Consider the following 25,669-nt stretch of genomic DNA (forward strand, 5'->3'; position numbering starts at 1 on the left):
CCGGCACAGCCCACCCGGCACAGCCCACCCGGCACAGCCCACCCGGCACAGCCCACCCGGCACAGCCCACCCTCCCTGGGGGCTGCCCCCGCTTCCAGCGTATCGGCCGCCCCGGACAAAAAACCCGCCCCAACCCGCAAACGGGCCCACCGATCAACACCCCGCCCAACTTGTGGACAAAACCCCCGCACTCACCGGAACGCAGGATAAAAAGCCAGATCAGCATGCGGCCCCAGCCGAGCCGCAAGACCCGCGGCCACCCGAGCCGCGAACTCCGAAACCGCCCCCATCCGGACATACCCGGCATGCTTCGCCAAATCCCGCCACCAGGTCACGAACGCGGCCTCCCGGCTGACCGGCGCAGCGTGCCGGGACAGGTTCAACGCCCCCAGCTCCTCCCCCGTGATCAGCCAAACCCGCAGCAGCTCACTGCACGTCAAATGCCCCGCAAGCACCTCGTCATCGGCAAAAGCCGGCCACACCCCGACCACTTCGGCCCGCCAAGCCGCGATCATCGCCTCGCTCATCCCGGCCGGCAGGGCGAGCGCATCCGGCCAGCTCGCGAACGGCAGCCTCAGGTGGGCCGCGTCGTCCAGGGCCGAGCGGACCCGGCCGTTCTCGAAGTCGAGGAACCGCACCCCCTGGCCGGTCACCAGGTTGTTGTCCGGGCTCAGCTCGACCGGGCTGAACGCCCGGAACCCCGCCGCGCGGGACTGCTCGACCGCCGCCTCCACCTGCGCGAGCACCTCGTCCGGCACCGGGATGCCCAGGCGCTCCTGGATCAGCGAAGGGACCCGCGAACACAACGCATCGACCCCGTCGGAATCGCCCTTCGCCGGGCCGCCGAGCCGCCGCAGCAGCGCGTTGAAGTCCGCTTCGCGGCCGGCTGTGCTCGCGTGGAGGCGGCCCAGCGACCGGGCCCAGGACAGCAGCGCGCGCTCGGCCGCGCGGGAGTCGCGGGCGTAGAGCTCGTCCTCCAGCGTCGGCGTGCGGCCGAGGTCCTCCAGCACGAGCACGCGGTCGCGGCCGTCGTGGGCCACCAGCTCCGGGCACATCCGCTCGTCCGGGGCCAGCGCCGTGAACAGCTGGTAGCTGACCGCCTCCTGGGCGAACGGGTCGGCGCCGGACTCCGGCCGGTCCGGGTAGTGCTTGATGACGAGCGTGCGGGGCAGCGCGAACGACGACACCACCCGCGCCCGGACCACCGTGGCCGGCCCGCTCCCCGCCAGGTCCTCGGGCGAGACCAGCGTGATCGCGCTGCCGAACCGGCGTGAAAGAACGGACTCGCCCGCCGCGACCGCCGCGGCGATGGCGAGCTGCTCGGCTCCTGCCCCGACTCCAGCGTCGCCGGCGGAGGAGGTGTCGACTGTCATTGTCACCGACCCTACTCGTGACTGAGCAACCATGACTACTGACATCCGGACAAAAAGGGGCATCCCGTCCGGAGACGGGTCACCCGCGTGAAAGCGGACGCATTCCCACCGGTGAACGTTGCCCATTCCGGCGCACGATCAACACAATGGCCGCTGCTGCAACGATTCCGAGGAGGTTGACCAGCAGCTGCCCGACGGACTGGAGGCACCGGCCCCAGTCCCCCGCCACGGCCGCGACGACCGCGTAGCCCGCGGCCGGCACCGTCGTCACCGAGATGAACACGCCCACCAGCGCCGCCGACTTCGCCGACGTCATGGCGAGCATCCCCGCGGCACCGGCCAGCATCGCCACGACCAGCGACGGCGCCCCGACGGAGAACACGAAGTCGACCTCGTTGTGCTGCTGCAGCTCGAACGCCTTCTCGCCGAAGACGTCGGTCGCCCGCACCAGCAGGGCGCCGCCCAGCGTGACCACCATGGCCAGGGGAAACCCGATGCCGAGCGCGGCCACGGCCTGCCGGATCAGCTGCCGGTGCCGCAGCACCAGGCCGACGGCGAGCGCCGCCAGCGGCCCGAACTCCGGCCCGACGACCATCGCGCCGACGATCGTCACCGAGGAGTCGGTGAGCACGCCGACGGCGGCGAGCAGGCACGCGATGGTGAGGAACGCCAGGAACGTCACGTTCAGCCGCGACTCCTCACCCGTACGGCCGAGCAGCTCCTGCCAGACGACGGCGTCGGCCGCCTCGCCGGGCGCCGCCTCCTCCGCTTCGTCGGCGGCGTCGGACAGCGCGGTGTCGAGCGCTTCGAGCGTGATGCCGCCGGTGTGGTCGAGGTCGAGCACGCACAGCGCGTCGACGATCTCGTCCGCCGCTTCGCGGGCGATGTCGGCCTCGACCAGGTCACCCGCCGGCTCCACGGCGGCACCGCGGTGCACGATGAGGTGCGCGGTGCCGGCGTGGGCCCGCAGGATCTCGAGCGCCTCGGCGGTCTTGTCCGACGGGCACACGGCCCTGAGGTGCAGCACTAGTTCGGCGGGGCGGCGGCCGGCTTCGCGTCGATCCCGGCTTCCTTGCGCTGCTGCGCGGTGATCGGCGCGGGCGCGGCGGTCAGCGGGTCGTACCCGCCGCCGGTCTTCGGGAACGCGATGACGTCCCGCAGCGAGTCGGCCTTGGCCAGCAGCATGACGATGCGGTCCCAGCCGAACGCGATACCGCCGTGCGGCGGGGGGCCGAAGGCGAAGGCGTCGAGCAGGAAGCCGAACTTCTCCTGCGCCTCCTCCTCGCCGAGGCCCATCAGCGCGAAGACGCGCTTCTGGACGTCGCCGCGGTGGATACGGATCGAGCCGCCGCCGATCTCGTTGCCGTTGCAGACGATGTCGTAGGCGTAGGCCAGCGCGTTGCCCGGGTCCTGCTCGAACTTGTCGATCCACTCCGGGGTCGGCGAGGTGAACGCGTGGTGCACCGCGGTCCACTTGCCGGAGCCGACGGCGACGTCGTCACCGATTTCCTCGACCGGCGCGAACAGCGGCGCGTCGACGACCCACACGAACGACCAGGCGTTTTCGTCGATCAGGCCGAGCCGCTTGCCGATCTCGTCGCGCGCGGCGCCGAGCAGCGGCTGCGTCGAAGCGGCCTTGCCGGCGGCGAAGAAGATGCAGTCGCCCGGCTTCGCGCCCGCCGCGGCGGCGACGTTCTCGCGCTCGGTCTCGGACAGGTTCTTGGCGACCGGGCCGCCGAGCGTGCCGTCTTCGTTGACGAGGATGTACGCGAGGCCGCGCGCGCCGCGCTGCTTCGCCCACTCCTGCCAGGCGTCGAGCTGGCGGCGCGGCTGGCTCGCCCCGCCGGCCATGACGACCGCACCGACGTAGGGCGCCTGGAACACGCGGAACGGCGTGTCGGCGAAGAACTCCGTCATGTCGGTGATCTCGAGGTCGAAGCGCAGGTCCGGCTTGTCGGAGCCGTACTTGGCCATCGCCTCGTGGTAGGTGATGCGCGGGATGGGCCGGGGGATGTCGTGCCCGATCAGCTTCCACAGCGCCGAGACGATGTCCTCGCCGAGCGCGATGACGTCGTCCTGCTCGACGAAGCTCATCTCGATGTCGAGCTGGGTGAATTCGGGCTGCCGGTCGGCGCGGAAGTCTTCGTCGCGGTAGCAGCGGGCGATCTGGTAGTACCGCTCCATGCCGCCGACCATGAGCAGCTGCTTGAACAGCTGCGGCGACTGCGGCAGCGCGTACCAGGAGCCCGGCTTGAGCCGCGCCGGGACCAGGAAGTCGCGCGCGCCTTCGGGCGTCGAGCGGGTCAGCGTCGGGGTCTCGATCTCGACGAAGTCCTGGGCGTGCAGCACCTCGCGCGCGGCGCGGCTGACCTCGCTGCGCAGCCGCATGGCCGCGGCCGGGCCGCTGCGGCGCAGGTCGAGGTAGCGGTGCTTGAGGCGGATCTCCTCGCCGACGTCGACGCGGTCGTCGATCGGGAACGGCAGCGGCGCGGACTCGGACAGCACCTCGAGCCCGGTCGCGAGGACCTCGATCTCGCCGGTGGGGATCTCGGCGTTGGCGTTGCCCTCGGGCCGCTCGGCGACCTCACCGACGATCTTCACGCAGAACTCCGAGCGCAGCGCGTGCGCGCGCTCGGCCATCTCGCCCTCGCGGAAGACGACCTGGGCGACGCCGCTGGCGTCGCGGAGGTCGATGAAGATGACGCCGCCGTGATCGCGCCGCCGGGCCACCCATCCGGTGAGGGTGACGGTCTGTCCGGCCTGTCCGGCACGCAGGGTGCCGGCGTTGTGAGTGCGGAGCACTGCGACTGCTCTCCTTCGACATGGGTGGTTCTCGCTGCTTGAAGGCTAACGAACCACCCACCCTACGACGTCGGCAGGCTCGCCCGGCGCGGTGGTCAGAGGACGTACTTGGGCCGGGTCTCCAGCGCCGCGACCAGGCGGTGGGCCTGGGCCAGGTAGGCGGCCACCTGGTAGATGCGCCCGCCCGGGTGCGCCACCAGCCAGCTCGCCGCCGCGGACGCGGAGGCGAAGAACGGCTGCCCCGCGCAGGCCATCGCGTCGGCGCCGTCGAGCCCGAACCCGAGGTCGACCGCCGCGACCACCGCCGAGGGCGGGTCGGCCAGCAGGATCGCGTTCGACACCAGTTCGATGCGGATGCGCGTGCCGGTGACCGGGCAGATCGCCGTCGCGTGGACGCGCTCGCCGGTCGCGATGGCCAGCAGGAACATGTCGACCGTGCCGTCCGGGCCCGCACCGAGGGTGCCTTCGGCCGGCTCGATGCGGTGGTGGGCGCCGCGGGGGGCCGGGCCGGTCGACACCAGGTCGCGGTGCAGGGTGAACCCGATCAGCTCGACCAGCCGCCGGGCCTCGATCGGGGTGACGCCGACGGTCGCGGCCAGCCGGTCGACGCCGACCGGGTGCCGGCCGGCCCGGGTCAGCTTCAACGCGGCCCAGGCGAGCCGGGCGGCTGCGACACGATCGGTCTGCGAGGTCGTCATCGTCCGGCTCCTTTCGGGATCGATCCCTTCGACGTTAGGCGCCGGTGAGGCGGGACGACAACGACACGATCGGACATTTTGCCGCAAACCGAAGACACCGGGCCACAATCGCCCCGAACGGCCCAGTACGTCACCCGCCGGGTCCACAAGGGACTTTCAGAGCAGGCGCAGCTGCTCCGCGGGAGCGGCCTCGGCCGCCGGCAGCTCGGGACCGCGCGCGTCGAGACCGGGCTTGCGGTCCAGGCCGTGCCGCCGCAGCAGCGGGCCGACCCGCTCCGCGAGCCCCTCCCGGTAGGCCTTCCGCACGTAACTGCCCCGCGCGTACAGCTCCCGGTACCGCGGGACGAGCTCCGGGTGCGAGCCCGCCAGCCAGCGGCCGAACCACTCCCGCGCCCCGGGCCGCAGGTGCAGCGCGAAGGCCGTGACGCTCGTCGCGCCGACGTCGGCGAGCTGGGCGAAGAGGGCGTCGAGCGCCTCCTCGGAGTCGGTCAGCCACGGGAGCACCGGCGCGACCAGCACCGAGCACGGCAGCCCGGCCTCGCGCGCCTTGCGGACCAGCTCCAGCCGCGCCCGCGGGCTCGGGGTGCCGGGTTCCAGGCGGTGCTGCAGCTCTTCGTCGAGCAGCGCGATCGACACCGCGAGCCCCACCGGCACGTCCCGGGCGACGTCCCGCAGCAGCGGCAGGTCCCGGGCCAGCACCGTGCCCTTGGTCAGCACCGACAGCGGCGTGCCGGACCGCGCCAGCGCGGTGATGATGCCCGGCATCAGCCGGTAGCGGCCCTCGGCGCGCTGGTAGGGGTCGGTGTTGGTGCCCATCGCGACGTGCTCCCGCCGCCACGACGGCTTCTTCAGCTGCGCGGCCAGCACCTGCGGGGCGTTGACCTTGACGACGACCTGCGTGTCGAAGTCGCGGCCGGCGTCGAAGTCGAGGTAGGTGTGGGTGTTCCGGGCGAAGCAGTTGTGCGACACCATGCCGTCGGCCACGAAGTCGCCGGTGCCGGTGGTGATGTCGAACAGCGGCAGCTGCAGGCCGAGCGGTTCGATCGCCTCCACGCGGCGCCGGCTCGAGCCGATCGCCGCGCCTTCGAGCGACCGCTTCCACGGCACGGCGGGGTTGCTCACGTGGAAGAACCGGAGCACCTCGCCGACCCCGCCGAGCAGCCGGATCTCCTGGCGCGTCGGGAACTTCGGCACCTCGTCGAGCTGGTGGGCGAACCCGAAGCGGGCGAGCGCGGCGATGAAGGCGTCGGCGATCTCGGGCTCGTCGTGCGCGACGGCGAGGACGCCCCGGCCGTAATCGCCCGCGAGGTCGAAGACGCCGGCGAGGAACCCGCGCTGCCAGTGGGCGTCCGGATCCGGCGGTACCTTGAGAAAACCGACCGACGCCCCGAAGTCCGGCAGGTATTCCAGCGCCCGCGCGGCGGCGTCCGGCTCCGCGGCGAACCCGCCGGAGCGCAGCATCCCGCACAGGTAGCCGGCCCGGTAGCCGAGCGTCTCGTCCGGCGTCGGCGCGAACCGGCCGACGCCGATCAGCTCGGTGCCGGGCTCCAGGTGCGGCCGCTGGGCGGCGCCGAACTTGCTGCCGGTGACGTGTTTCCAGCCCTTGCTGGTGAGGAACCGGTGATCGCCGCCGGCGACGAGCCGCGTGCCGTCTTCGAGGGTCACGCGGTAGGCGGCGCGCAGCGTGGTCCAGTGCGCCTCGACCCGGGTCGGCACCAGCCGCCGGGACGCACCGTGGCCGCGGGTGCCGTAGATCTCGTCGCCGACCTTCAGGTCGGACAACGCCTTCGTGCGGCCGTCGGCCATCAGGATCCGGGTGCCGCCTTCGAGGCAGTAGGTGCAGGCGTGCGAGCAGCCGCGGTAGGGGTTGACGGTCCACCCGAAGGGCACGCCGGAGCCGGCGGGCACCTTGTTCAGCACCGACCGCGCGTGCACCTCGTGAAAGGTGACGCCGTCGAATTCCGGTGACCGCACCGACCGCACCAGGCCCTCGAGCCCGGGCAGTGCCGGTTCACCTTCCCCTGTCCGCTGCCGATCCCATCGCACGGCGCCAGTCGAACATATGTTCTAGACGGGTGTCAAACCGGTTCGGGACAGGCGGATCACATGGTGCTGCAGTGACTGCTGGGGCAAGAGCCGATCCCGCGGCGTCGTGAGTGGTAATTCGGGTTCTAACCCTGATTACCACTCACGACGCCGCGGCAGAAGACGGTCAGGAGAAGCGCTCCAGGGCCCGGATCTTGTTGGTCGCGTCCAGCGCGGCCACCTTGTACGCCTCCGACAGCGTCGGGTAGTTGAACACCGCATCGACCAGGTAGTCGACCGTGCCGCCGCAGCCCATCACCGCCTGTCCGATGTGGACCAGGTCCGTCGCGCCCGTGCCGAACACGTGGACGCCCAGCAGCGTGCGGTCCGTCGTGGACACCAGCAGCTTCAGCATCCCGTAGCTGTCGCCGGTGATCTGGCCGCGCGCCAGCTCGCGGTACCGCGCGATGCCGACCTCGTACGGCACCGACGACGACGTCAGCTGGGCCTCGGTCGCGCCGACGTAGGAGATCTCCGGGATCGTGTAGATGCCGATCGGCTGCAGCGCGCCCAGCTCGTGCGCCGGCTCGCCGAACGCGTGGTACGCCGCGAGCCGGCCCTGGTCCATCGATGTCGCCGCCAGTGCCGGGAAGCCGATCACGTCGCCGACCGCGTAGATGTGCGGCACCGGGGTGCGGTAGTTCTCGTCGACCACCAGCCGGCCGCGCTCGTCCGCGGCCAGGCCCGCCGCCTCGAGGTTGAGCTCGCCGGTCATGCCCTGGCGGCCGGCGGAGTACATGACGCCGTCGGCCGGGATGCGCTTGCCGCTGACCAGGGTGGTGATGGTCGCGTGGTCGGACACCGCCACGTCCGCGACCTTCTCGCCGAAGCGGAACGTGACGCCGAGGTCGCGCAGCTGGAACTTGAGCGACTCGACGATCTCCGGGTCGCAGAAGTCGAGCATGTGCTCGCGCTGCTCGACCACGGTGACCCGCGAGCCGAGTGCGGCGAACATCGACGCGTATTCGATCCCGATCACCCCGGCGCCCACCACGACCAGCGACGACGGGATCTGCTCGAGCCGCAGGATCTCGTCGGAGTCGAGCACCCGGGCGGCGTCGAAGTCGACCTGCTTCGGCCGCGCGGGCCGGGTGCCGGTGGCGATCACGACGTGGTCGGCCGACAGCGTCCGCCGGTCGCCGCGGTGCCGGCCGTCGACCAGCACGGTGTGCGGGTCGAAGAAGGAGGCGGTGCCGTCGACCAGGTCGATGTGGTTGCGCATCAGCTGCGCGCGCACGACCTGGACCTCGCGCCCGACGACGTGCTGGGTGCGGGCGAGCAGGTCGGCGATGGTGATGTCGTGCTTGACGCGGTAGCTCGCGCCGTAGAGCTCGCGCTGGTTCATGCCGGTCAGGTAGAGCACGGCTTCGCGCAGTGTCTTGGACGGGATCGTGCCGGTGTTGACGCACACCCCGCCGACCATGTCGTGCCGGTCGATGACCGCCACCTTCTTGCCGAGCTTCGCCGCGGCGATCGCGGCCTTCTGCCCGCCGGGGCCCGAACCGATGACGATGAGGTCGTACTCGTGCTCGCTCACGACGTCGAGCCTGCGCACCCCGCGGGCCGGGCGCAACCCCCGGCCGGTGAAGATCCGCGCACGGACCCGCCGAGGGGCTAGCGTGTCCGGGTGCTGCGCGTCGCACTGCTGGGCGAGCAGGTGATCGCCGACGACGAGTCCGGCGCCGTGCTGACGCGGTCGCCGCGGTCGGTCGCGCTCGTGGCCCACCTCGTCCTGCACGCCGGCCGCGCGCAGCCCCGGCGCCTGCTCGCCGGGCTGTTCTGGCCGGATTCGACCGACGCGCAGGCGCTGACCAACCTCCGCCGCGAGCTGCACCAGCTGCGCCGCGTGCTGGGCGACCCGCCGCCGCTGACCGTCACCGGGCAGGACCTGTGCTGGCGGGACTCGCCGTCGAGCCGCGTGGACGTCCGGGAGTTCGCCGTCGCCCACCGGGCCGCACTGGCCGCCGGGGACCCCGGTGAAGCCGTCGGCCACGCCCGGGCCGCGCTGGCGGCCTACCGCGGCGACCTGCTGCCCGGCCTGGCCGACGACTGGGTCCTGGCCGCCCGCGCCGAACTCGAACGCCAGTGCGTCGAACTGTGCGACCTGATCGGCCGGACACCGTCGGACGACCCCGCCACCGCGCTCGCCGCGGCCCGCCGCCGGATCGCGCTGCGCCCCCTCGAAGAGACGGGCTACCGGACGCTGATGGGGCTGCAGGCCGAGGCCGGGGACCGGGCGGGTGCGGTGAGCACCTACCACCGGTGTGCGTCGGTGCTCGAGCGCGAGCTCGGCGTCGTCCCGGCCGAGCCGACGCGCGCGGCGCTGCGGCGGCTGCTGGCCCGGCCGGACCCCGAACCCCGGCGGCCGGCCGCACCCGGGCTCGTCGGCCGCGCCACGGAGCTGGCCCGCCTCGGCGAGCTCTGGCGGACGGCCGCGGCGGGCCGCGCCGGGCTCGTCCTCGTGCGCGGCGACGCCGGGGTCGGCAAGACCCGCCTGGTCAGCGAGCTCGCCGGCGGGGCGCGCGCCGAGGGCGCGGTCGTGGCCGCCGGCCGGTGCTTCGGCACGCCCGGACGGCTCCCGCTGGCGCCGGTGGCCGACTGGCTGCGCACCCCGGCCGTGCAGAAGGCGGCGGCGTCGCTGGACCCGGTGTGGCGCGCCGAAGTCGGCCGGCTGCTGCCGGCCGCCCGGACGGCCGGCGGCGGGCACGTGGCCGTCGAAGCCTGGCAGCGCCTGCGGTTCTTCGAGGGGCTGGCCCGGGCGCTCACCGCCGGCGGGCGGCCCGTCCTGCTGGTGCTGGACAACGCGCAGTGGTGCGACCAGGAGACGGGCGCGTTCCTCACCTTCTGCCTGGGCCTGCTGCCGGACGCGCCGCTGCTGGTCGCCGCGACCCTGCGCGACGGCGATCCCGGCCCGGCCGGCGCGGCCTGGACGGCCCAGCTGCGCGACGACGGCAGGCTGACCGAGCTGCCGCTGCGCCCGTTCGACGCCGCCGGCACGGCCCGCCTCGGCGAAGCGGTCGCCGGGCGCCCACTGTCCACTTCGGACCGCGACCTGCTGCACGCGGCCACCGGCGGCTATCCGCTCTACGTCGTCGAAGCCTTGCGGGCGCACGATTCCCCGCCCGCCGAGGGGCTGGCCGCCGTGCTGCGGACGCGGCTGGAGCAACCGGGCCCGGCCGCCCGCGAGATCGCCGGGCTCGCCGCCGCGGCCGGCCGGGACGTCACCCTCGAGCTGCTCACCGAGGCGAGCGACCTGGACGCGGACACCGTCGTCGACGCCGTCGACGAGCTGTGGCGCCGCCGGCTCGTGCGCGAGTCCGGCGGCAGCTACGACTTCACCCACGATCTGCTGCGCGAGACCGCCTATCAGCAGGTCAGCCCGCCGCGGCGGTGGCTGCTGCACCGGCGGCTGGCCCAGGGCCTGGAGTTGGTGCACGCCGGGGACACCGACGCCGTGGCGGCGCAGCTGGCCGAGCAGCACGCCCGCGGCGGCCGCCCGGACCGCGCCGTCGCCCACTACCGGCGGGCGGCCGCCGTCGCCGCGAGCACGTTCGCCCACGCCGAAGCGATCCGGCTGCTGCGGGAAGCCCTGGACCTCGTCCGCGCCCGCCCGGCGAGCGGCAACCGCGACCGGGACGAGCTGGCGGTCCTCGAAGCGCTCGCCGGTCCCCTCAACGCCCACCAGGGCTACTCGTCCCCCGAGCTGCAGCACACCCTCGAGCGTTCGCTGGCGCTCGCCGAATCGCTGGGCGACGAGGAGGCCGCGCTCACCGCGCTGCTGGAGCTGTGGTCGTCACGGTTCGTCCAGGGCCGGACCGTCCAGGCCCACGAGGCGGCCGAACGCGCGCTCGGGCTGCTGACGCCGGGCACGAGCGCCGCGCAGGGCGGGTCGGCGCACTTCATCGTCGCGGGTTCGTCGCTGAGTCTCGGGCACGACCCGGTCGAGGCGCTGCGGCACTTCGACCTGGGCGCCGAACGCACGCGCGGCGCGTCGTCGTGGCCGATCGGCACCCGCCCGGACGTCCACGGACCGGCCTGGGCGGCGCACGCCCACTGGCTGCTCGGGCACGAGGACGCGGCCGTGGCGTGCGGCGCCGGGGCGATCGCCCTCGCCCGCCGGATCGACCACCCGTACAGCTTGGCCATCGCGCTGGCGTACGCCGGGATCACCCACCAGATGCGCCGCGACCGCCGGGCGCTCGGGACGGCGGTGGCCGAGCTGACGGCGCTGTGCGACCGGTACGGCTTCGCGTACTACCGCGAGTGGGCGCTGGTCCTGGGCGGCTGGGTCCGCGGCGGCGCGGCCGGGCTGGCCGCGGCGCATGAGGGCGTCGCGAACCTCAAGGCGGAGGGGGCGTTCGCCCGGATGCCGTACTGGCTGTCGCTGGTCGCCGAGCTGTCGGCCCCGGAGGCGGCCCGCGCGACGCTGGACGCAGCACTGGCGGCCGGTGAAGCCCGCGACGACCGCTGGTGGCTGCCGGAGGTCCTGCGGCTGCGGGCGGCGCACGACGCCGACCCGGTCCCCCGCCTGCGGGCGGCCGCGGACCTGGCCCGCACCCAGGGCAGCACCGCCCTGCGGCGGCGCGCGGAGGCTGATCTGGGCGCCCGGTCCGCGTCCTGACCAGGGCGAACGAACCGAACGCTGCGCGAACGCCGGCGGCCTACGTTCCCTCCCGTACCGCAAATCCGAGAGGGAACTCACCATGACCACCACCGCCTTGCCGCACGAGGAACTGGCCGCCACGCTGCGCGGCGACCTCGTCACCCCGGCCGACCCCGGCTACGACCGGGCCCGCGCCGTCTACAACGCCATGATCGACAAGCGGCCCGCCGCGATCGCCTACTGCCGCGACGCGGCCGACGTCGTCACCTGCGTCCGCTACGGCCGCGCCCAGGGCCTGGACCTCGCGGTGCGCGGCGGCGGCCACAACGCGGGCGGCCTCGGCGTCGCCGACGGCGCGCTGGTGATCGACCTGTCGCGCCTGCGCAGCACGACGGTGGACCCCGTGCACCACACGGTCCGCGCCGACGCCGGCTGCACCTGGGGCGACGTCGACCACGCCACGGTGGCGTTCGGCATGGCGACCCCCTCGGGCATCGTGGCGTCCACCGGAGTCGCGGGCCTGACCCTCGGCGGCGGCATCGGCTACCTGGCCCGCCGCTTCGGCCTGACGGTGGACAACCTCCTCGGCGCGGACGTCGTCCTGGCCGACGGCACGTTCGTGCACGCATCGGACTCCGAGCACCCCGACCTGTTCTGGGCACTGCGCGGCGGCGGCGGCAACTTCGGCGTCGTCACCTCGTTCACGTTCCGCTGCCACGACATCGGCGAGCACGGCGTGATCATCGGCGGCCCGGTGCTGTACGACCTGGCCGACACCCCGGACGTGCTGCGCTGGTACCGCGAGCTGCTGCCGTCACTGCCCGAAGAGCTGAACGGCTGGTTCGGCCTGCTGACCGTGCCGCCCGCACCGCCGTTCCCGGAGCAGCTGTGGGGCCGCAAGGCGTGCGGAATCGTCTGGTGCTACACGGGATCGCACGACAAGGCGGAGGAAGTCCTGGAACCGGCCCGTTCGTTCGGAACACCCCTGCTGGCCGGCTTGCAGAGCATGCCGTACACGGCGTTGCAGGGAGCATTCGACGCGCTGTACCCGGCCGGCTTGCAGTGGTACTGGCGAGCGGACGTGTTCCACGAGATCTCGGACGAGGCAATCGACATCCACCTCAAGCACGGCGAGCAACTCCCGACCATGCATTCCTCGATGCACCTGTACCCGATCGACGGCGCGGCAAGCCGGGTCGCCCCGGACGCAACGGCATTCCCCCACCGATCGGGCGGCTGGTCGGGCGTGATCGTGGGAGTGGACCCCGCCCCGGAGAAGGCGGAAGCAATAGCGCAGTGGACCCGCGACTACTGGGAGGAGCTCCACCCGACATCAGCGGGCGGAGCGTACGTGAACTTCATGATGGAGGAGGGCCAGGACCGCGTGAAAGCGTCCTACCGGCAAAACTACGACCGCCTGGCAGCGGTGAAGCGAAGGTACGACCCGGAGAACGTGTTCCACATCAACCAGAACATCCGCCCAGCGTAAGAAGTCAAATCCCAGCAGGGATTCGGCCCCAACGGCACGGCCAGCAGCACACAACACCCGACCCCAACGGCACCCAGGCCCCCCGCAACCCCGATCCGAAGCCAGAACACGGCCGGCGGCATCGTGTCAAGGCACGCTTTCCCGCCTTGACACGATGCCGCCGGCCGTAGTCACAATGACGGCTTCGGGGTGGCGGAACCCACGAATCCCTCCAGGGTTCGGGAAACAAAGGATCTCCGGGAAGACCATCACCCCCGCCCAAGGTATTCATCGGCATCAATCCGAAGACCACCGTCATAGTGGATCACCGTGAGCACATGCCGTTCAACCACCGCCACACCCCCATCCCGGGGGTACAACGCGATCCGCACACTGACCTGGTTGTCCCGCACCGACGGCTGGGCCAGCACCTCAGCGCCACGATACCGGCCCCAGAACCGGTCATAACTCGCCCGCCCGCGCCCCCGCAGGTTCGGCCCGATCAGCGGCCACCCCGCCGTGGTGTCCGGCATCGAGCGGTAGTACCCGACGACAAAGCCGGCCAGCTCGGTCTCGGCGTCCTCCGGCGCCGGGGCGGACCGAGCCGGTCCGCCGGGCGCGGTACCGGAGGAGGCCGGCTGCGCCACACCCGCAACGGGCGGCGGAAAGGGCCACCAGTCCTTGTCACCCGCGACGGCCAAATAGGCCGGCACCAGGGCGACAACTGCGGCAATGGCCCCGATCCTGGTGAACAAGCCTTCTTTGGGCACCGTGAGCTCCCAGCGGTCCGTCAGCGCGGTACGCCCGCAGGAGTCGCCCACGCGAACACCGTCGTTACGCCCACCGCGGTGGGCGAATCACGAACGCAGTGCACCCCGCCACCGCTGCCAATCGGTCACCGCCCCCAGCCCGGACTCGACCTCCTCGGTCAGCAAAGCGGAAAGCTGCGCCGCCACATCCGCCCCCAGCAGCTCCCCCACCCGCTCCAGCAGCGACAACGCTTCCCACGGCGAACCCGCCAACGCCCCGGCGAGAACCCCCGGCTCCGGCGGCGTCAGCCCTTCCTCCAGCCCGAACCGCCCAGCCGCCAGCAACGCCGCGACCACCAGGTGCGGCTGGGCGTCCGCACCGGCGAAGCGGAACTCCAGGCGGCGGTTCGCCGACGCCCCGGCCACCCGCACGGACGCCGTCCGGTCATCGTGCCCCCAGCGCACCTCGCGCGGAGAAAACGGCGCCGTCCGCAGCCGGACGTAGGAGTTCCACGTCGGCGCCCACACGGCCGTCAACGCGCGAGCGTCGCGAAGCACCCCGGCCAGGAACCCGCCCAGCAGATCGGGCTCCGAGCCGTCCACAGCGGACAGTGACAGGTGCACGTGCCCGGAATTCCCCTGCCCCGGCTCCGGCGCCGCCAGGTAGTCCGCGGTGACGCCGTGCCGCGCGGCCGCCCGGCGCACGATCAGCTGCTGCAGCAGGACGTCGTCACAGGCGGCCAGTGCGTCGCGGTGGCGCAGCACGATCTCGTACTGCCCCGGGTGGCACTCGGCCCGCGCGGACTCGACGCCGAGCCCGGCGTCGGCCAGGTCCGTCCGCAGGTCGCGCAGCAGCGGCGCCAGCCGTTCGGTCCCGCCGAGGGCGTAGTCGACGCCGTGCGCCGTGAGCGGCGCGCCAAGGGAGTCGCGGAACACCACCTCGTGCTCGATCCCCACCGACGGCACCAGCCCCAGCCCCTCCATCGCCGCGAGCTGCCCGCGCAGCACCTCGCGCGGCGCCAGCTCCGCGGCGGCCCCGGACGGCCACTCGGCGTCGCCCACGACCGCCCACGTCCGGTCACCCAGCGGGATCGCCGAAGCCGCGTCCGGCCGCACCCGCACGTCCCCGAAGCCCTCGAGGTACCCGCCCAGCACGCCGGACGCCGGCAGCGGATCGCGCGACGGCGTCCACGCGAACACGTAGCTGCAAATGCCGTAGCCGTCCTCGAGCACCGAAGCAGCGAACGGCGCGCCGAGCTCCACCGCGGCGAACCGGGCGTGCGGGTCGGGCACCAGCAGGAGCAGCCGGGCGCCGTCCTCGGCGAGCACGCCGCGCAGCACCGCCTCGCCCGCCGTGGCCGCCGCGCGCCGGGCGGCCAGCGACCGCGGGCCGGCCGGCCGCGCGAACGCCGTCACCAGGCGCCACCCGGATCCGGGGCGTGCAGCGGGTTCGGCACCCGGCCCCAGCGGACGTCGAATTCGTCGTCGCGCTCCACCTTGTCGAAGCCCTGCCCGGCGAAGTGCTCCCGGTTGAGCGTCACGCGCTCGACGTCCGGGGCGAACAGGCGGCACGCGTCGAACCGCGCGGCCACGTCCGGGTTCTCGTCCCGGTAGCGGCCGGCGATCTCCCGGACCGGCGCCCAGAACGCCGCCCGCGGCAGGCCCAGCTCGTCGAGCAGGACCTCGGCCCAGAACCGGAACTGGCCGGAGAACACCGAGCTGAACAGTGACTGGGCCAGCAGGTGCGCGGGCCAGCGCAGCATGTCCGCCGCCGCCTCGGGCGGCAGCGACTCGTAGCTCTCCAGCTGCTCGTCGAGCAGGTCGACGCCTTGGGCGAAGTCCTTGATCAGCACTCGCTGCGGGGCCCCGGCCGCGTCGACGACCAGGACGAGGTTCTGGCCGTGCGGGCAGAACCCGACGCCGTGGCGCAGCAGCCACTGCAGCAACGGCGTGAGCAGCAGATCGAACAGCCGGGTCAGCCACGCTGTCGCGTCTCCGCCGCCGATCAGGTGCGCCAGCATCGAGACGCCGTCGGGGCCGCGGTACGGCAAGGCTGCGAACGAAATCGCGCGCTCCCCCGCCGCGAGCCGGATGGGCTCGCGCCACAGCGCGCCCAGGGTTTCGTGGAACCGGTACGGCAGTTCCTCGAGGGGCCCGAACAGCGGGTGCTGCACCGACACGCTCGCCACTTCGCCGAGCAGTCCGAACCGGTACTTCTCCATCAGCAGCGGATCGGCCGCGCCGATCCGGCGCAGCCACGTCGTCACCGACGGCCCGGCGAGCGTGGCCGCGGAGTTGAGGCCGCGGTAGACGAGCGTGTTCCGCACGGACACGGCGGTCTTGACGTCGTGGCGGCCGGGGGTGCTCACGTTGGCCAGCGTCCGGACCGTCTGGTGCGGGCGGTAGGCGTCGGCGCTCTCCCCGAGGTCGATCACGACGCCGGTGGCGAGCTCGGCGGCGTAGAGCGTGCCGAGGATTTCGTCGGCCTGCCACGGGTGCACGGGCACCCAGACGTAGTCCTCGGGTGCCTTCGCGGCGAACTCTTCGCGCAGCTCGCCGAGTTCGGCGGCCAGCAGCGTGTCCCGGCTCAGCTCGTCGACGCAGCGGAACTCGGCGTGGTCCGGGTGGACGGCGAACCAGCGCAGCCGGACGTCCGCGCCCGCCTCGGGCGCGTACCGGGCCCGGTCGCGGGCGGAGAACCCGACGCGGCCCTTGTTGAGCACGAGCCGCGGGTGGCCGGTCAGGTGCCCGTCCGCGACGTCGTAGTCCATCGTGGACAGTTGGGCCGCGGTCGGGGCGCGCCGGAGGCGGGCGGCCTCGTTGGCGACGGTCGAGGTCAACTCGGCGAGCACGTCGGCCAGCCGCAGCCCGCTCAGCCCCAGGACTTCGCGCGCGTCCACGACGAGCGTGCGCGGGTCGGTGACCGGCTCGCCGTTCCGGTGCGCGCTGCCGGGTTCGACCGTCCAGGCGCCGAACGCGCCCCGCCGGGCCCGGAACGCGTAGCCGGCGCCGGGCAGCTCCAGCCGGTACTCCTCGCCGTCGGCGACCGGCTCCAGCATGTGCTCGTAGGACAGCTCGCCGAGCATCTTGTGCGTGATCAGGGCGCCGGCCGCACGCCAGGCGGCCGCCTCATCCAGGGTCACTTGTCCTCCAGGCCGAACGTGGTGAACGCGGTGCGGGCGGGCAGCTCGTGCACGGTCTTGCCGCACACGGCGTTGAGGATCACGGCCGCCCGCCACGCGCCGAGACCGAGATCGGGGGCGCCGGGGCCGTGCGTGTGCCGTTCGGCGTTCTGCACGAACAGCGCCCCGGGCACGTCGAGCGCGACGCGGTAGTCCGCGCCGACTTCCAGGCGGCCCCGCCGGTCGCGGCGGACGGCGTCGCCGAGCCCGGCCAGCAGCGGCCCGGTCGGCGCCTCCGCGTACCCGGTGGCCGCGACGACGGCGGCGGTGCGCAGGGTGGCGCCGCGGTCCTGCTGCGCGTGCCGGACGCCGAGTTCGATCGTACCGTCCACCGTGGACGCGGAAACGACTTCGACGCCGGGGGTCAGCACAGCGCCCGGCGGCCCGGTGATGCTGCGGCGGTACAGCTCGTCGTGGATCGCGCCGATCGTTTCCGTGTCGATGCCCTTGTAGAGCTGCCACTGCGTCGGCAGCAGCCGGTCGCGGACCGCTTCGGGCAGGCGGCGGAAGTACGCGGTGTAGTCGGGTGTGAACTGCTCGAGCCCGAGTTTCGAATACTCCATCGGCGCGAACGCGGGCGTCCGGGCGAGCCAGCGCAGTCCGTCCACAGTGGATCTGGACCGGAGCAGGTCGAGCACCACTTCGGCGCCGGACTGCCCGGAGCCGACGACCGTGACGCTGTCCGCCGCGACGAGTTCGTCCCGGTGCGTCAGGTAGTCGGCCGAGTGCAGCGCCAGGACGCCGGGATCGGCGACGACGTCCCGCAGGGGCGCCGGCACCGACGGCACCGAGCCGACACCGAGCACGACGTGGTCCGCGAGCACCGGTTCGGTCCCGGCGATCGTGAGTTCGAAGGCGTCACCGGCCCAGCGGATGCCGGTCACTTCGTGCCCGAAGTGGCACGACGGCAGCCGCGCGGCGGCCCAGCGGCCGTAGTCGTCGTACTCCACGCGAAGCGGGTGGAACCGCTCGGCGAAGTAGAACGGCAGCAAGCGGCCGCGGTCGCGCAGGTAGTTGAGGAAGGAGAACGGGTTCGTCGGATCCACCAGCGTCACCAGGTCGGCCAGGAACGGCACCTGCAGCGTCGCACCCTCGACGAGCAGGCCGGGGTGCCAGCGGAACTCCGGGCGGGCGTCGAAGAAGACGGCGTCGAGGCCGTCGACGCCGGCGGCCAGCGCCGCGAGCGAGAGGTTGAACGGCCCGATCCCGACGCCGGCGAGGTGGTGGCGCCTCACGAAGCGACCGGGCTTTCCCGGCCGGCCACGAGCTCGGCGCCGGCCGTGGCGGCGATCCGGTCGAGCAGCGGGAGGTAGCCGGCGGCGGTGGTGTGCGGGTGCAGCAGCGTCAGCTTGAGCCACAGCTGGTTCGCGCCGCCGGGACCGGTCGGCAGCGCGGCCCGGCCGATGACGGCGGTGCCGGCTTCGAGGAGCGCGCGGCGGACGCGCGCGACGAGCTCGTCGCCGCCTGCCTCGTCGGCGACGACCGGCCGCAGGACCACGGTGGACAGTTCGGGCGCGCCCCAGAGCCGCAGGCCCGGGTGGTCCTCGACGCGCCGGGCGAGCTCGGTGGCGGTGGCGCAGCAGCGTTCGACGAGCGCGCCGAGGCCGTCGGTGCCGAGCGCGTGCACGGTGACGGCCATCCGGAAGGCGTCCGGCCGCCGCGACGTCCGGATGGAGCGGCCGAGCAGGTCCGGCAGGCCGGCTTCGGTGTCGTCGTCGGCGTTGAGGTACTCGGCGCGCACGGTGAGCGCCCCGAGATCGGCGGCTTCGCGCGCGGCGAAGAGCCCGGCGGCGACCGGTTGCCAGCCGAACTTGTGCAGGTCGAGCGCGACGGAGTCGGCGAGGTCGAGCCCGTCGAGTTTGGTCTTGAGCGGTTCGCTGCACAGGGCCATGCCGCCGTAGGCCGCGTCGACGTGCAGCCGGGCCTCGTGCCGCCGGCAGATCGCGGCGATTTCGGGCAGCGGGTCGAGGGTGCCGGTGTTGGTGGTCCCGGCGGTCGCGACGACGACGCAGCCGGGGGTGAGGATCTTGTCGAGCGCATCGGGGAGCAGCCGGTCGCCTTCACAGGGGACGACGATCGGGGCGGGCAGGCCGAGCAGCCAGGCGGCGCGGGCGACGCTGTGGTGGGCGTTGGCCCCGCAGACGGGCTGGACGACGCCGTTTTCGCGGGCGAGGAGCAGGCCGAGGAGGTTGGATTCGGTCCCGCCGGTGGTCACGACGGCGTCGGGCCGGTCCGCGCCGGGGTAGCAGAGCCGGGCGATCCCGGTGGTGAATTCGCGTTCGAGTTCACCGGCGACGGGCGCTTGGTCCCACGAGTCCATGGAGGGGTTGAGCGCACCGGCGACGACATCGGCGGCCACGGCCACGGCGAGGGGCGGGCAGTGCAGGTGGGCGGCACAGGCGGGATCGGCGGGATCAGCGGAACCGGCGGCGAGCAGGCGGCTGAGTTGTTCGAGCGCGGCTTCGGCGCCGACTCCGCGGCGGGGCAGGGCACCATTCCCGGCGGGTGTGGCCCGGCGCGACCCCTCGGCCCCGAAATCCGCACGGCCCGACTCTCCTCGCTCGGCGGCGGGTGCCGATGCGGCCCAGTGCGACCCCTGGGGCCCGAAATCCGCGCGCCCCGGCTCCCCACCCTCGGCGGCGGCCTCAGGTGCGGTCCGGCGCAGCCCCGCGGCCCCGACATCCGCGCCCCCCGGCTCGACCGCGTCGGCCACCACGGGCCCCGGCTCGCCACGCTCCGCCACCAGTGCAGCCGCCACCGCGGCCGGGCCGCCCGCCGGGATCGGGCCGCCGCGCTCGGCCACGCCCGCCGCCATTCCGCGCAGGGCCAGCGGGATCAGCTCGCCGAGCCGGTCCGCGCCACCTTCGCCACCGGCCAGCCCGTCTGCCCGCATGTGCCCGCCTTCCTTAGGGTTGCCTTGCCTACGCTGCGCAACAGTACGGCGATCGACGGCTGCCTGTCATCCCCGTCCAGCATGCTCGACCGGGTGGCGGTGACGCGTCGGCCATCGGGAGTAGGTTCACCGCGAGGAGGTGATCAGCGTGCCGCGCTGGGATGTCCTGCCGGCCATCGCCGCCGGCGGCGCGCTCGGCAGTCTCGCCCGCTACGGCCTGTCGGTGGCGATCCCGCACGCGCGCGGCGAGTTCGCCGTCGCCACGCTGCTCACCAACGTGCTCGGCTGCCTGCTCATCGGCGTCCTGATGGCGGTCCTGACGACCACCGCGCGCCCCCACCACCTGCTCCGGCCGTTCCTCGGCGTCGGGATCCTCGGCGGCTTCACGACGTTTTCCACGTTCGTGACCGACACCCTCGACGCGGCGACGACCGGGCGGCTCGTGGGATCCTTGGCGTACCTGGCCGCGTCGCTGGTGCTGTGCCTGACGGCGGTCGCGGCCGGCCTGGCCGCGACCCGCGCGGTGCGGAAAGGACGCTGATGGACGGACCGCACACCCGCCTCACGATCTACCTCGGCGAAGACGACCACTGGCACCACAAGCCGCTGCGGGCGTTCCTGCCGCAGCTGGACGAGCTGATCGGCGAAGGGCTGGTGACGCTCGACCAGGTCGAGGTGGTGCGCCACGGAGGGCGGCCGGAGTGACGCCGGTCCTGGTGGCCCTGGGCGGCGCGGCGGGCTCGGTCCTGCGCTACCTGACCGACCGGAAGGTCCAGCAGTGGCGCGACTCGCCGTTCCCGTTCGGGACGCTGACGGTGAACCTCGCAGGCTCGTTCATCCTGGGGTTCCTGAGCGGCTGGCTCCTGCACGGCGCGGAGCCGTCGTCGGTGCGCGCACTGGTGGCGGTGGGCTTCTGCGGCGGCCTGACGACGTTCTCGACGTTCGGCTACGAGACGGTCCGGCTGTTCCTGGAAAAGACGCGGCTGTACGCGGTGCTGAACGTGGTCGTCACTGTCCTCGCGGGCCTGACATCGGGCGCCCTCGGCCTGCTGCTGGCCACCGCGGTCTTCGCTTAACCGCGGTCCGGACGCCGCATCCGCCGCCGGACGCGGCCGAGTGCCTCGTCGAGACGCCTTGCCTGTCCGTCTTCCCGGCCCGCGCGGCGCTCGAGCTTCCCCTCGACGTACTCGGCCAAGGTGACGTCGGCCCACTTGCGCTTGACCCGGCGACGGCTGCGCAGCAGCCGCTGCTCGGCCGCCTCGGCGCGGGTTTCGTCGGGCACGCCGGTCGCCGCCCGCAGAGCGAGACTCTCCCGCGCGCGGTTGCTGCGGCGGGCGAACGCAATATCAGCGCGGCGCCAGGCCGCGCACCTGCTCGAACGGGTCCTCCCCGGTCGGCAGCAGCGCGATGATCGGTGTCGTCAGGCCGTTGTCCACGTAGGACTGCACCTGCTCCCGGCACGACTCGACACTGCCGTGGATCACCAGCTCGTCCACCACCGAATCCGGGATCACCTGGTTCGCCTTCTGCCGGTCGCCGGCCGCCCAGGCCTCGTGCATCGGGGCCAGCGCCTCGCCGCGGCCCAGCCACTCGTGGAACGCCGCGTACACCGGCACCGTCAGGTAGCTCGAGATCAGCATCCGGCCCAGACCCCGCGCCGCCTCGGCGTCTTCGGTCGGGCAGACGAAGATCCGGGCCGCCAGCTCGACGTCCGGACCGACGACCGAACGCACCTTCGGGACGTCCGAAGCCGCCAGCCAGTTCGTGATGGCGCCGTCGGCTTCGCGCGCCGCCAGCCGCAGCATGCCCGGCCGCAGGGCCGCCAGCATGATCGACGGCGGCGGGTCCGCGGGCCGCTCCAGCCGGAACTTCGACACCGCGAACGTCTCGTACTTCTCGCTGACCTTCTCCCCCGCCAGCGCCGACCGCAGGAACCGCAGCGTGTCCCGGGACCGCGCGAACGGCTCGTCGAAGGAAGCCGCGTTCCACTGGGAGACGATCACCGGGGACGACGCGCCGATGCCGAGGACGAACCGGCCGGGCGCCAGTTCCGCCACCGTCGCCGCCTGCATCGCCAGCAGGCCCGGGCCGCGCGTGTACACCGGCACGATCGCCGTGCCCAGCCGCAGCTGCGGTGCCCACTGCGAGGCCAGCACCAGCGGCGTGAACGCGTCGGTGCCCGCCGTTTCGGCCGTCCACGCGTCCGTGTAGCCCAGGTCCGGCAGCTGTTCGACCAGTTCGCGGTGCGCCGTCAGCGGCACCCCGGTCAGCGGGATCGTCAGGCCCCAGCGGCTCATGCAATCTCCTTCTCGACGGCGGACAGTTCGCGCAGCAGCCAGTCCACCTGCGTGCGCATCAGGTTCTCCGCGACCTCTTCGGCCTGCGGCGTCATGTGGGTCGCGCCCGCCAGCGGCAGGAAGACGTGCGAGCGGCCCTTCGCCAGCAACGCCGACGACAGCCGCAGCGAGTGCGCGACGAACACGTTGTCGTCGGCCAGCCCGTGCACGATCAGCAGCGCCCGGCTCAGCTCCGCCGCGCTCTCGATGAGCGAGTTGTGCGCGTAGCTCTCCGGTTCGTCCTGCGGTTTCCCGAGGTACCGCTCGGTGTAGTGCGTGTCGTACAGCGACCAGTCGGTGACCGGCGCGCCCGCGACCGCCGCGTGGAAGACGTCCGGGCGCCGCAGTACCGCCAGCGCCGAGAGGTAGCCGCCGTAGGACCAGCCCCGGATCGCGACCCGCTCCGCATCCAGTTCGGGGAACTGAGCGGCCGCCGCCTGCAGCGCGTCCACCTGGTCCTGCAGGGTGACGTCGGCGAGGCGCCCGGCGATCTCGCGCTCCCACACCGCGCCGCGGCCCGGCGTGCCGCGGCCGTCCGCGACGAGCACCGCGAAACCCTGGTCGGCCAGCCACTGCGACGTCAGGAACGCATTGCGGCTCTGCAGGACGCGCTGGGCGTGCGGGCCGCCGTACGGGTCGAGCAGCACCGGCAGCCTGCCCTCGCTCGGCTCGTACCCGCGCGGCAGGAGCAGCGCCGCGCGCAGGCCGCGCTCCCCCAGCGTCAGCCAGGTCAGGTTCGGCACGATGTCCGGGTCCACAGTGGACGAGGAGATCGACGCCACCGGCGCGCCGTCCCGCAGCACCGAGACGCGCGGGCCGCTGTACTCCAGGCTCCACGACGACAGCACGGTGATCGCGGCGGACCCGGCGCCGACGTGCACGCCGTCCACAGTGGACAAGCGTCGCACCGACGAGCCCTCGGTCCGGAAGACGTGGATCTGCGTCGGGTCGGCCTCGGACGCGCTGAACAGGATCTCGGCGCCGACGTCGAGCACGGCCCGCAGCTGCAGCCCGGCCGGCGTGACGGCCTCGCCGCCGACGAACAGCCGGTGGTCGCCGTCGACCATGCCCTCGGTCACCAGCCGCCCGTCGGGCGTCCACGCCGGGACGCCGCCGACGATGTCGATCCAGTGCTGGTCGGCGGCCGTGTGCACCACCGAGGTCGAGCCGTCGGTGACGTCGAGCGCGAGGACGTCCATCCGCTTCTGGTCGCGCGGCTGCACGGCGAGCAGCGGCGCACCGCCGGCCGACCAGTGCACCGAGGCCAGGTACTCCCAGTCGCCCTGGGCGACGTCGACGCGCGAGCCGTCCAGGCCGAGCACCGCCAGGGAGACGAGGGCGTTCGTCGTGCCCGCGGCCGGGTACGCGACGACGTTGGCCGGGTGCTGCGGGTTGGCCGGGTCGGCGATCGTCCAGCGCGGGACCGGGCCGCGGTCGGAGCGCTCGGCCAGGATGCCGCGGCCGTCGGGGGCCCACCAGTAGCCGCGGGTGCGGTCCATCTCCTCGGCGGCGATGAACTCGGCGAGGCCCCAGGCGATGTCCTCGCCCTCCTCCTCGACGAGCACGCGGTCGTCGCCCGTGGCCAGCTCCAGCACGTGCAGCCGCCGGTTCTGGACGTAGGCGACGTGCGTGCCGGCCGGGCTGGGCCGCGGGTCGATGACCGAGCCGTCGACGCGCAGCGTCACCTCGCCGGACGCCAGGTCCAGGGTGTAGAGCTTGCCCGAGAGGGAGAACACCGCGACGGTGAAGGCCGCGTCGACGCCGTAGTGCACGACACCGCCGCCGGTCTCCCGGGCCCGTTCCCGCCGCGCGCGCTCTTCGGCGGGCAGCTCCTCTTCGCCGGGCAGCAGCTCGGCGGCGTCGACGAGCTTCGTCTCGGCGCCGGTCGCCAGGTCGGCCGACCAGAGGCTGTGCCGGGGGTCGGTGCCCGACTCCGCGCGCAGGAACAGCACGCGGGAGCCGTCCGGGGCGACCCGGAACTCCTTCGGCGCGCCGAGGGTGAAGCGCTGGGTCCGGGCCTGCTTGCGGAGGAACGGGAGGTCGTCGACATCGGTCACGCCCGCACTCTTCCAGACGGTCACGACCGGACGCCAACACCCTTCAGCTTGGCCAGCTCGGCGTCGACGTCGTAGTCCGGCTCGGGGAACCGCGGCTTCAGGTCGGTCAGCGTCTCGATGAGCAGTTCGGCGACGGCCCAGTTGCGGTACCACTTGTGGTCGGCGGGCACCGCGTACCAGGGTGCGTGCGGGGTGGCCGTCTTCTCGAAGATGTCGGCGTAGGCCTCCTGGTAGGCCGGCCAGTGCGACCGCGCCTCCAGGTCGCCGGGGTTGTACTTCCAGCGCTTCTCGGGCGTGACGAGCCGGGCCTTGAGCCGCTCGAGCTGCTCTTCCGGCGAGATGTGCAGGAACACCTTGACCACGGTGGTGCCCGCCTCGGCCAGTTCCGCCTCGAACTCGTTGATCTCGGCGTAGCGGCGCTTCCGTTCGGCCGCGGTGAGCAGGCCGGACACGCGCGGGACCAGGATGTCCTCGTAGTGCGAGCGGTCGAAGACACCGATCTGGCCGGCCGCGGGCAGCTGCTTGCGGATCCGCCACAGGTAGTGGTGCCGCAGTTCGGCCGGGGTGGGCTTCTTGAACGCCGCGTACCGGACACCCATCGGGTTCACCAGGCCGAGCACGTGCGACACCGTGCCGCCCTTGCCGGAGGTGTCCATGCCCTGGAGCACGAGCAGCAACCGGCGGCTGCTGCCGGCGGTCCCTTCGGCGTAGAGCGCCTCCTGCAGCGCGGACAGCCGCTCTCCCGCGCTCTCGAGCCCGGCGAGGGCCTTGGCCTTCTTGCCGGGCCCGACCGGGGTCGAGCCCGGGCCGGGCAGCTCGTCACCGACGCGCAGCGCGTCCCGGACCCGGCTTCCGTCGTCCTTCTTGGCCATCCACCGAAACTACCCGTTCAGGCGGTGGCTTTCTCGGCGAACAGCTTCAGCAGGGCCCCGTGGCCGCCCTCGCCGGAGACGCCTTCGCGGACCTTCGCGCCGGTTTCGCCGTGCCGCTCGAAGCCCCGGTGCGCCAGCTCGACGCGGGTGCTGCGCGGCCCCTCCTCGACGAACCTGACCTCGATCTCGCTGGCGTGGGCCGGGTCCGGGTCGATCCGCCAGTCGCCGTCGATCCGCCAGGACAGGACCACCCGGGCGGGTGGCTCCCAGACCAGCACCTCGCCCCACTCGCACTCGGCGCCGTCGACGGTCCGCTCGTACCACCGGCCGCCTTCCTTCGGCTCGAGGACGGCTTCCGCGAGCTCGCCCGCCCCGATGTGGTGCTGCCGCGGCCACCAGCTGTCGAAGGCTTCGGTGTAGGTCTTGAACGCGTGCTCGCGCGAACACGCGACGGTGACGCTCTTGCGGATCGGTTCCAGGGTCACTAGTGCACCCTCTTTCCTGCGAGTCCTTGGATGGGGCTTGTGGTAGGAACTAGGCGGAAGCCGGGG

At 73.2% G+C, this 25,669-nt stretch carries 21 protein-coding genes; 5 read left to right on the forward strand and 16 right to left on the reverse strand.

All coding sequences use genetic code 11. From position 1 onward, the window contains the following. Positions 1 to 191: 191 nt before the first annotated feature. The 6 genes from C2L58_RS26495 to sthA all read right to left on the reverse strand — a co-directional run bounded on the left by C2L58_RS26495 (position 192) and on the right by sthA (position 8,495). On the reverse strand, positions 192 to 1,373 hold the full coding sequence (locus C2L58_RS26495; RefSeq protein WP_103340401.1) for a phosphotransferase: 1,182 nt from the start codon (positions 1,371 to 1,373) through the stop codon (positions 192 to 194). Between the two features lie 79 nt (positions 1,374 to 1,452). Next, positions 1,453 to 2,400, reverse strand: a complete 948-nt coding sequence (locus tag C2L58_RS26500) for a DUF389 domain-containing protein (protein WP_199191454.1) — start codon at positions 2,398 to 2,400, stop codon at positions 1,453 to 1,455. Next, complete coding sequence (gene aspS / locus C2L58_RS26505; protein WP_103340402.1) at positions 2,400 to 4,175, reverse strand: aspartate--tRNA ligase; 1,776 nt, start codon at positions 4,173 to 4,175, stop codon at positions 2,400 to 2,402. Before aspS ends, C2L58_RS26500 begins: the two co-directional genes overlap by 1 nt. Before the next feature lie 95 nt (positions 4,176 to 4,270). Further along, a complete protein-coding gene (merB, locus tag C2L58_RS26510; RefSeq protein WP_103340403.1) occupies positions 4,271 to 4,873 on the reverse strand; it encodes an organomercurial lyase in 603 nt (200 codons plus the stop codon). Positions 4,874 to 5,029: 156 nt separating this feature from the next. Further along, positions 5,030 to 6,919, reverse strand: a complete 1,890-nt coding sequence (locus tag C2L58_RS26515; protein WP_199191455.1) for an intein-containing Rv2578c family radical SAM protein — start codon at positions 6,917 to 6,919, stop codon at positions 5,030 to 5,032. A 166-nt stretch (positions 6,920 to 7,085) separates the two neighbouring features. Continuing rightward, positions 7,086 to 8,495 (reverse strand): Si-specific NAD(P)(+) transhydrogenase, encoded by a 1,410-nt coding sequence (gene sthA, locus C2L58_RS26520; RefSeq protein WP_233225948.1) that lies wholly within the window; start codon positions 8,493 to 8,495, stop codon positions 7,086 to 7,088. Between the two features lie 90 nt (positions 8,496 to 8,585). Between sthA and C2L58_RS26525 the strand changes: the two genes are divergently transcribed. Next, positions 8,586 to 11,579, forward strand: a complete 2,994-nt coding sequence (locus C2L58_RS26525) for an ATP-binding protein (RefSeq protein WP_103340406.1) — start codon at positions 8,586 to 8,588, stop codon at positions 11,577 to 11,579. An 82-nt stretch (positions 11,580 to 11,661) separates the two neighbouring features. Then, positions 11,662 to 13,050: an FAD-binding oxidoreductase gene (locus tag C2L58_RS26530; protein ID WP_103340407.1), complete on the forward strand. Its 1,389-nt coding sequence runs from the start codon at positions 11,662 to 11,664 to the stop codon at positions 13,048 to 13,050. A 248-nt stretch (positions 13,051 to 13,298) separates the two neighbouring features. On the opposite strand, the gene C2L58_RS26535 is transcribed toward C2L58_RS26530, so the two are convergent. The 5 genes from C2L58_RS26535 to C2L58_RS26555 are packed head-to-tail and all read right to left on the reverse strand — an operon-like array spanning position 13,299 to position 19,853. Further along, positions 13,299 to 13,850, reverse strand: coding sequence for a hypothetical protein (locus C2L58_RS26535; RefSeq protein WP_103340408.1), 552 nt, complete (start codon positions 13,848 to 13,850; stop codon positions 13,299 to 13,301). Positions 13,851 to 13,886: 36 nt separating this feature from the next. Then, the gene (locus C2L58_RS26540; protein ID WP_103340409.1) at positions 13,887 to 15,194 is read right to left on the reverse strand and encodes a glutamine synthetase; all 1,308 of its coding nucleotides are present in this window, start codon (positions 15,192 to 15,194) and stop codon (positions 13,887 to 13,889) included. After that, entirely contained in the window at positions 15,191 to 16,921 is a 1,731-nt protein-coding gene (locus C2L58_RS26545; protein WP_103340410.1) for an IucA/IucC family protein, read from the reverse strand. Before C2L58_RS26545 ends, C2L58_RS26540 begins: the two co-directional genes overlap by 4 nt. Further along, complete coding sequence (locus tag C2L58_RS26550) at positions 16,918 to 18,195, reverse strand: lysine N(6)-hydroxylase/L-ornithine N(5)-oxygenase family protein (protein ID WP_103340411.1); 1,278 nt, start codon at positions 18,193 to 18,195, stop codon at positions 16,918 to 16,920. The genes C2L58_RS26545 and C2L58_RS26550 overlap by 4 nt, the downstream gene beginning before the upstream one ends. Further along, complete coding sequence (locus C2L58_RS26555) at positions 18,192 to 19,853, reverse strand: pyridoxal phosphate-dependent decarboxylase family protein (protein ID WP_103340412.1); 1,662 nt, start codon at positions 19,851 to 19,853, stop codon at positions 18,192 to 18,194. Before C2L58_RS26555 ends, C2L58_RS26550 begins: the two co-directional genes overlap by 4 nt. 139 nt (positions 19,854 to 19,992) lie before the next feature. Here C2L58_RS26555 and C2L58_RS26560 point away from each other — a divergent pair, with 139 nt between their 5' ends. From C2L58_RS26560 to crcB, 3 genes are read left to right on the forward strand one after another with little or no spacing between them, the layout of a single operon-like run. Beyond that, positions 19,993 to 20,394 carry a fluoride efflux transporter FluC gene (locus C2L58_RS26560; RefSeq protein ID WP_103340413.1) on the forward strand — a complete coding sequence of 134 codons (402 nt, stop codon included), beginning with the start codon at positions 19,993 to 19,995 and terminating at the stop codon, positions 20,392 to 20,394. Next, entirely contained in the window at positions 20,394 to 20,558 is a 165-nt protein-coding gene (locus tag C2L58_RS49905) for a DUF190 domain-containing protein (RefSeq protein WP_146073681.1), read from the forward strand. The genes C2L58_RS26560 and C2L58_RS49905 overlap by 1 nt, the downstream gene beginning before the upstream one ends. Further along, on the forward strand, positions 20,555 to 20,929 hold the full coding sequence (crcB, locus tag C2L58_RS26565) for a fluoride efflux transporter CrcB (protein WP_103340414.1): 375 nt from the start codon (positions 20,555 to 20,557) through the stop codon (positions 20,927 to 20,929). Before C2L58_RS49905 ends, crcB begins: the two co-directional genes overlap by 4 nt. Here the strand turns inward: crcB and C2L58_RS26570 are convergent. From C2L58_RS26570 to C2L58_RS26590, 5 genes are all read right to left on the reverse strand, one after another. Then, complete coding sequence (locus C2L58_RS26570; RefSeq protein ID WP_103340415.1) at positions 20,926 to 21,135, reverse strand: hypothetical protein; 210 nt, start codon at positions 21,133 to 21,135, stop codon at positions 20,926 to 20,928. The genes crcB and C2L58_RS26570 overlap by 4 nt on opposite strands. Before the next feature lie 64 nt (positions 21,136 to 21,199). Further along, positions 21,200 to 22,150, reverse strand: coding sequence for an LLM class F420-dependent oxidoreductase (locus C2L58_RS26575; RefSeq protein WP_103340416.1), 951 nt, complete (start codon positions 22,148 to 22,150; stop codon positions 21,200 to 21,202). Then, entirely contained in the window at positions 22,147 to 24,246 is a 2,100-nt protein-coding gene (locus C2L58_RS26580; RefSeq protein WP_103340420.1) for a S9 family peptidase, read from the reverse strand. Before C2L58_RS26580 ends, C2L58_RS26575 begins: the two co-directional genes overlap by 4 nt. Before the next feature lie 20 nt (positions 24,247 to 24,266). Further along, complete coding sequence (locus tag C2L58_RS26585; RefSeq protein WP_103340417.1) at positions 24,267 to 25,118, reverse strand: PPK2 family polyphosphate kinase; 852 nt, start codon at positions 25,116 to 25,118, stop codon at positions 24,267 to 24,269. A gap of 17 nt (positions 25,119 to 25,135) precedes the next feature. After that, positions 25,136 to 25,603, reverse strand: coding sequence for an SRPBCC family protein (locus C2L58_RS26590; RefSeq protein ID WP_103340418.1), 468 nt, complete (start codon positions 25,601 to 25,603; stop codon positions 25,136 to 25,138). Positions 25,604 to 25,669 lie beyond the last annotated feature (66 nt).

It is taken from the genome of Amycolatopsis sp. CA-126428 (genome assembly GCF_002904335.1).
In the GTDB taxonomy this organism is placed as follows: domain Bacteria; phylum Actinomycetota; class Actinomycetes; order Mycobacteriales; family Pseudonocardiaceae; genus Amycolatopsis.